This is a genomic window from Thermovirga lienii, assembly GCF_036847465.1.
GTDB lineage: Bacteria > Synergistota > Synergistia > Synergistales > Thermovirgaceae > Thermovirga > Thermovirga lienii.
In genome coordinates, this window is record NZ_DAITZW010000021.1 from 22929 (window position 1) to 29399 (window position 6471).

8 protein-coding genes are annotated in these 6471 nt (G+C 45.3%); 3 read left to right on the plus strand and 5 right to left on the minus strand.

Annotated elements, in window-relative coordinates; genetic code table 11:
* The first annotated feature begins 58 nt into the window (after positions 1 to 58).
* Entirely contained in the window at positions 59 to 892 is an 834-nt protein-coding gene (locus V7Z69_RS06690) for an SDH family Clp fold serine proteinase (protein ID WP_334139297.1), read from the plus strand.
* Positions 893 to 932: 40 nt separating this feature from the next.
* On the plus strand, positions 933 to 1817 hold the full coding sequence (locus V7Z69_RS06695; RefSeq protein ID WP_334139298.1) for a peptidylprolyl isomerase: 885 nt from the start codon (positions 933 to 935) through the stop codon (positions 1815 to 1817).
* 51 nt (positions 1818 to 1868) lie between these two features.
* On the opposite strand, the gene V7Z69_RS06700 is transcribed toward V7Z69_RS06695, so the two are convergent.
* Positions 1869 to 2714, minus strand: coding sequence for a PhzF family phenazine biosynthesis protein (locus V7Z69_RS06700; protein WP_014163539.1), 846 nt, complete (start codon positions 2712 to 2714; stop codon positions 1869 to 1871).
* Between the two features lie 87 nt (positions 2715 to 2801).
* On the opposite strand from V7Z69_RS06700, the gene V7Z69_RS06705 reads away from it, so the two are divergent.
* Positions 2802 to 3461 carry a class II aldolase/adducin family protein gene (locus tag V7Z69_RS06705; protein WP_334139299.1) on the plus strand — a complete coding sequence of 220 codons (660 nt, stop codon included), beginning with the start codon at positions 2802 to 2804 and terminating at the stop codon, positions 3459 to 3461.
* Between the two features lie 50 nt (positions 3462 to 3511).
* Here V7Z69_RS06705 and V7Z69_RS06710 read toward each other — a convergent pair whose 3' ends face one another.
* The 4 genes from V7Z69_RS06710 to V7Z69_RS06725 form a co-directional block, all read right to left on the minus strand.
* A complete protein-coding gene (locus V7Z69_RS06710) occupies positions 3512 to 4954 on the minus strand; it encodes a sodium:solute symporter family protein (RefSeq protein WP_014163537.1) in 1443 nt (480 codons plus the stop codon).
* Positions 4951 to 5145, minus strand: coding sequence for a hypothetical protein (locus V7Z69_RS06715; protein WP_014163536.1), 195 nt, complete (start codon positions 5143 to 5145; stop codon positions 4951 to 4953). The genes V7Z69_RS06710 and V7Z69_RS06715 overlap by 4 nt, the downstream gene beginning before the upstream one ends.
* Before the next feature lie 22 nt (positions 5146 to 5167).
* Entirely contained in the window at positions 5168 to 5677 is a 510-nt protein-coding gene (locus V7Z69_RS06720; protein WP_334139300.1) for a transcription repressor NadR, read from the minus strand.
* A 104-nt stretch (positions 5678 to 5781) separates the two neighbouring features.
* Positions 5782 to 6192 carry a hypothetical protein gene (locus tag V7Z69_RS06725; protein ID WP_334139301.1) on the minus strand — a complete coding sequence of 137 codons (411 nt, stop codon included), beginning with the start codon at positions 6190 to 6192 and terminating at the stop codon, positions 5782 to 5784.
* Positions 6193 to 6471 lie beyond the last annotated feature (279 nt).

The following is a 6471-nucleotide window of genomic DNA, read 5'->3' on the forward strand; positions in this document are numbered from 1 at the left end:
TGGTATACTTGTCTGACCTGGGCAGGCTAGCTGAGCTTATAAGAAGGAAGGTGAAGGTATGTTTGGTGTGGATATTTTTTGGATTTTAATGCTCTTCTTTTTTGTGTTCCCCATGATGAAGCAGTGGAACCTTGAACGAATGAGAGTGGCAGCTCTTAGAGCTCTTGAAAAAAAGAGAGGAAGTCGCGTAATAACCCTTATTCACAGACAAGAGACTGTAGGTTTCTTAGGGATGTTTGCGAGAAACTTCATAAACATAGAGGATTCAGAGGAGATATTGAGGGCTATAAGGATGACCTCGGAGGATACGCCTATTGACCTGATAGTGCATACGCCAGGTGGGTTGCTCTTGGCAGCAGAGCAAATTGCTGCGGCCCTTAATAAACATCCAGCAAAGGTCACTGTTTTTGTTCCTCACTATGCTATGTCTGGCGGCACGTTGATAGCCCTTGCCGCGGATGAGATAGTTATGGACAAACATGCGGTCTTAGGTCCTGTGGATCCCCAAATAGGACAATTTCCTGCTGCATCCATCATCAAGGCCGTAGAGGAGAAGCCCATATCGGAGGTAGATGATCAGACGTTGATCCTTGCCGATATATCCAAGAAAGCAATGGTCCAGACCAAGCAGTTTGTGAAAGACCTGTTGATAGACAATATATCCGAGGAGGAAGCGGAAAGGATAGCCACTGTCCTTACTCAAGGAACCTGGACCCACGACTATCCAATAAGCAGTGAAGAAGCCGTAAAACTGGGTCTGTTTGTCAACACGGATATGCCAGATGAGATAAGGGAGATAATGCAGCTTTATCCCCAATCTACTCAGCGGAGGCCTTCAGTGCACTATGTGCCTGCTCCCTATTATGGAGCTCCTTCGAACAAGAAGGATTAGCGGTTAAGTTTCACAAAACAATAAAGCTAGGAGGACGGTCATGTTAAGTAAGATTTCAATGAAGCGACTGTTGGTGGGATTGTTGGTGGTTTCGATTGTAGCAGTATTCGCAGGTTTTGCCGCAGCGAAGGAAAATGAGAAGGTTATATCGGTTGGTGACGAGACTGTAGGTGAAGACGAGCTAGTTCTTTTATTGGTGAAGCAGGCAGGTGTTCAAAAGAATTTTGCTCCTTTTGTGTTGGCCCAGACAACCATGGCTCAGCGAAAGGATTTTGCCAATCACGTAGTTGCTGCCCTTTTGCTTTCTCAAGCTGCACAAATGGAAGGTCTGCAGTTGGATCCGGAGACGGCCCTTGCCTTGCGATGGAACGCCGTAAACGTTCTCGCTCAATCCTATATAAACAAGATATCCGGCAGCTGGAGCTTCAAGGAAGAGGATCTGAGGAAGTATTACGAGCAAAACAAGGACAAGTATGTTAGGCCAGAAGCTGTTCATGTTCGGCACATACTGGTCGATTCCAAGGAAAAAGCAGACAGGGTTTTGCTTGAGATTCTTGCAAAAGAGAAGAGCTTCAGCGATGCAGCCAAGGAGTATAGTCAAGACTCAGGCAGCGCAAGCAAGGGTGGAGACTTGGGATGGATTCAAAGGGGACAAACTGTCAAGGAGTTCGAGGATCTTATTTTCTCCATCAAAGAAAAAAGCCTTGGAGGCCCTGTAGAAACTCAATATGGCTGGCATGTAGTCGAGGTTTTAGAGAAGTCGCCCAGCAAGCAATTGACCTTTGAGGAAGCTCTTCCGAAGATAAGGGAGGACATTCAGCAGTGGTATTTGGATAAGGAGATTGAAAAGTTGAAGGGACGCTTTGAGGTATCCGTAGACGAATCCAAGCTATCTACGTTAGGAGGATTTCCTGCTATTCAGTAGATTCAATGAACATGGGGTTTGCGTGGAGGGGAAACCTCCACGCAAACCTTTTTAAAGAAAGAGCCTCCCTTTTAGGACTATTTTCCCTTCTCCTGTTATCTCAACGCGGCTTTTGTCTTTGATTTTCACTTTCAGTTTTCCTCCACGTTTGGATGCCTGGTAGGCCAAGAAGGAATTTTTTTTCAGGATCTGCGCCCAGTAGGGAGCCAGTACGGTGTGTGCAGAGCCAGTCACAGGGTCCTCGTTTAACCCTTCCCATGGGCCAAAGTATCGGGAGACAAAATCGAATTCTTTGGATGCAGCGGTTACGATGACCCCCTGGAAGTTCAATCCCTTTTTGTTTCCTTGAAGCATCTTTGTAAAATTAGGTTTGAGGGTCTTTACGACTTCTTCATCTTCGACGTGAATTAAAAGCATTTCTGCTTGTTCAGATATAGAGCAGTTAATGTAGCTTTTTATGTTCAGGGAAGCCAGTATGTCCTCAGGAGGGGTTACTTCCTCCGGCGGGTTGATAGGAAAGTCCAGTGTTACCTCTCCTTCTTTGAATTTTGCTTCCAATTTTCCGCTTTTACTTTCGAAGGTTATACTTTCCGTTGGCACGCCCACCTCCCTAAAGAGGACCAAAGAAGAGGCGAGGGTTGCATGGCCGCAGAGGGGCACTTCGACCTCTGGTGTAAACCACCGTATGGCAAAGAGGTTGGCCTTACCGTATTCTTCCTCTAACGGAACTACGAATGCGGTCTCAGATAAGTTCATTTCTGCAGCTATGTCTTTCATGAGATCTTCTTTCAGGAATGTCTCAAGAAGACAGACGGCAGCAGGGTTTCCTCTGAAAGGTTTTGTGGTAAAGGCATCAACCTGATAAATAGGTATGGATGAAACTATTTGGTTATGCATACTGACCACTCCCTAGTACTTTTTACAAAGTATACCATTTTCTTGCTTCTATCGCATCGCGAGCGTGTTAAGATACTACAGAAGGTGGTGAATTTTGAGATGATTTACCAGGCAGAGAGAGAAGCAGTAGTCTTTTACGGCAGGAAGATGCTTCAATTAGGCTTGACCAAGGGCACTGGTGGTAATTTGAGTCTCTTGACGGATGATGGAGAGCACGTCGCGATTACTCCAAGTGCCGTTCCTTACGACAGCATGGAGCCCGATGACGTTTTGATAGTTTCAAAAAATGGACAAGTTATAGACGGTTCTTGCAAACCTTCCACGGAGACTAGCTTACACCTTGCATTGTATAAGGCGAGGGAAGACATAAGAGCGGTGGTGCACACTCACTCTCTGTACTGCTCCGTCCTGGCGTGTCTTGGATGGGAGATTCCCCCCATTCACTATTACATGGCCTTCTGTGGGGAAAAGGTCCCAGTAGCTCCTTATGCGACTTTCGGGACAGAGGAGCTGGCCCTTAATGTCGCGACCAGTATAGGGACCAGCAATGCAGTACTTTTGGCTAATCATGGTATGGTAGCGGTTGGAACCTCTTTAAAAGAAGCTTTGACGGTTGCAGAGGCAGCTGAGCTTCTTGCGGAAATATATTACAAGGCAAGATGTGCAGGGACCCCTATGCAGTTGGAGAAAGAGGAGATCAAGAAACTGCGAGAAGCCTTCAAGACTTATTGTGAAGGCCAGCGCTAGTCTACTTGAAAGCTGGCCTTCACGTTGATTACCCAATGGGGCAAAAGGCGTTAAAATTTCTCTAGCTCTTCTTTTAGGCTATCTATGAAGCCGTCAGCATTGGACGGAGGGGTTGTAAATAGGCTAAGTGCCAGAAAAACCGCGAAAGATATTATTATCCCCCAAACGGGAGGCCAAAGCCCCAGGGGTTTCATACCGGTCACGTACATGCTTCCTACAGCTAGCCCACCGATAACGATGCTCCAGAAGGCTCCTTCCGCAGTGGCCTTTCTCCAGAAAAAGGTTCCCCATATTGCTGGCAATTGCATCAGTAATCCTCCTGAGGCCATGGACGACAAGACGGCAATCATGTTCAACTTGTATTGGGCGAAGAGTAGACAAACTCCCGTTATTATTGGGATCAATATTTTGCTCAGCAAAAGCTCTTTTTCCTCTGGGATGTTTGGGTTCAAGGCCTTAAGGATGTCTCTGCCAAACATGGAGCTCAATGTCAATATTATGGAGTTCATGGTGGAGACTGCTGCGGCTATTATGCTGAGTGTAACGATCAGGGCCAGAGGGTACGGAACCATGGATAGTAGGCGAGGCATGGCCTTGTCTGCTACAGATATCCCTGGTATTAACTTGGATGCGGATATGCCGAAAAATACGCACAAAAGGGTGTAAATAAAACCAAAAGAGGAAAAACCCAATATCATGTTTCTTATGCTTGTTTTATTTTTTGGTATGTAGAGCCTTTGTACTACCTGAGGGTTAGTTACGGCAAAAAAGAACCAGGGAAGGGTAAGACCTAAGAACATAGGGAAGGGCCAGGTAACCTTCATGGCGTTTGGGTTTATGGTTTTTATGCTCTCTCCGGCATCAGGTAGCAGTACGAAAGCCACGAAGGCGGCCAGCATTGCACTAGCTATAAGCATGACGCTGGCCTGAAGAGCATCTGTCAAGGCGACCGAACGTATTCCAGCCCACCAAGAGAAGACGAAGGACATGAGGGCTATTATTATGGTTGCCGTTGTGAACGATATGGCTCCATTGGACAACGTCTCCAGCAGGTACCCTGTACCCATGAGTTGCACGGAGGCGTAAGGTATGAGCATGATCAGACACAGGAAGGCCGCAGCTGCTCCGACCTTGGGGCTTTCGTAACGAACGGAGAACATTTCTGAAGGCGTCACCACGCTGTAAAGCTTACCTGCCGACCAATATCTTGGTGCAAAGATCATAAGCAAGAAAATGGTACCTATAAGGTAGGACAGCTCAAAGCCCAGGCTTGTTATTCCAGTCTTATATGTTATTCCAACAAGGCCGACCATCATGAATGCGCTGTATGTGGTGGCACTGTATGTCATTGATGAGAGAAACCCACCAATACTTCTGTTGCCAATAAAATATTCGGCCATGCTTTCAGCCTGTTTTTTCTTTGCTCTCCATGACAAGAAAGCTCCTAAAGCAAACCAAGCCAAGATGGAGTATATCAAGACGGAGGCGCTCATTTGAGTTTTCCTCCTTGCCGTGGTTTTATCCAGCTGCTTGTGAAGACGTAACCTATTCCAAGGGTTAGGAGAGTCAAAAAGATCCAAAAGGCAAAAGCTCCAGAGTTTTTGAGGACCGTATATGGCACTATGAAGTTCAATATGGTGATGGTTACGGCAGCCAAGAGTAAATATTTTTCCTTCTCAACCAACAGATATCGCTCCCTTCTGTCACTACATTACAAGGAATCCTTTATTTTTTAGGGTTTTTTCTATTTCGTCTAAGTTTCTTTCAGAATCGGCTTCGATCGTATGAAGGTGAAACCCTTGGGATAGGGAAAGTAACGGGTTTTGCCCTGTGCTCTGCATCAAGGTTACAAACTTCACTACGTCGTCTCGTGTTGCTACGTTTATATTTCCTCTTATCTCGCCGTATATGGGGTGTTCAACTATTACATCTATTACCTTTCCACCAAGAGAAATTATGGTCATAAGCTCTGTCGTTATGTCCTCAGGTGAGTGTTTTACCGCTATGATTCTCCTATAGACCTTCGAATCCTTAGGCAAAAAGTAACCTTGAGGGGTCGAAACCACCTGAAATCCCCTATTTCTCAATATTGCTATGTCTTGCACTATCGCTTGCCTGCTTACGTTGAATATGTTAGATAGGTACTCTCCACTCAAAGGTTCAGTCGATTCCTCTATTAGGGTTTTAAGTTGCTTAAGACGCTCTTCTCTTGTCACTTGTAACACCTCACCATCTGCTACTAGCAGATAGTAGCAGAAAAATTCATTTTGTAAAGCCACAAATGAGAACTTAGGGGGTGTTATAAAATAGTTTTGGAAGATTACTCGGGGTTTTTGAGGAATACATCAAGAGACCTTAACCGAAGTTCGGTAAGGGTCATATGTTCTACTTTGTTTAAGGTGCTCTGTATTTCTTGTTTATAACGTGCTACCACTCCGGGATTATCTTCAAGCATCTTTTTGCCTTTTGCGCTTGGCCTTATCCTGTAGCCATGGGGAGTTTCGACGAACTTGAGCAATCCTTCATATTTCATTTTTTCCAAAAAGATTTGCAATTGAGGACTTATGGGCCTTTCTCGTTCCAGCTGGAAATGAAATCCCAGGGGGACACCTTCTTCTTTCTGTAAGAAAAAGATGGCCTTTCTCAAACGAGCGTAGCCCCACAAATTGGGATCATCGCTTTTTAAATTGGCCAATGCTAGTATTACTATTTGCCTTTCGGTGTCCGTCATAGGTGCCTACCCCCAAAGTTTATGTCGAAACTATATTACTATATTATCAGTTTTTAGGTAATCTAATCGTTAATAGCAACCTGCAGAAGTTGCAAATCCCATAAAAATTGACAAAGGTACCAGCATGGCTGTATATTAGCAGGGGCGCAAGAATGCATACAAATATACAGTTTGCTCAAAAAACACTGTAGTGGGGGGAAAGGGATATGGTTGTCAAGCTTCGTTCTTGGAAGGAAGTTCCCTTATGGAAGGGAGTAACGGAGGAGGAGTGGAACGACT

Coding starts and splice junctions, on each gene's coding strand:
- V7Z69_RS06695 (WP_334139298.1), top strand. CDS start 933: ATGTTAAGTAAGATTTCAATGAAGCGACTGTTGGTGGGATTGTTGGTG.
- V7Z69_RS06700 (WP_014163539.1), bottom strand. CDS start 2,714: ATGCATAACCAAATAGTTTCATCCATACCTATTTATCAGGTTGATGCC.
- V7Z69_RS06710 (WP_014163537.1), bottom strand. CDS start 4,954: ATGAGCGCCTCCGTCTTGATATACTCCATCTTGGCTTGGTTTGCTTTA.
- V7Z69_RS06690 (WP_334139297.1), top strand. CDS start 59: ATGTTTGGTGTGGATATTTTTTGGATTTTAATGCTCTTCTTTTTTGTG.
- V7Z69_RS06725 (WP_334139301.1), bottom strand. CDS start 6,192: ATGACGGACACCGAAAGGCAAATAGTAATACTAGCATTGGCCAATTTA.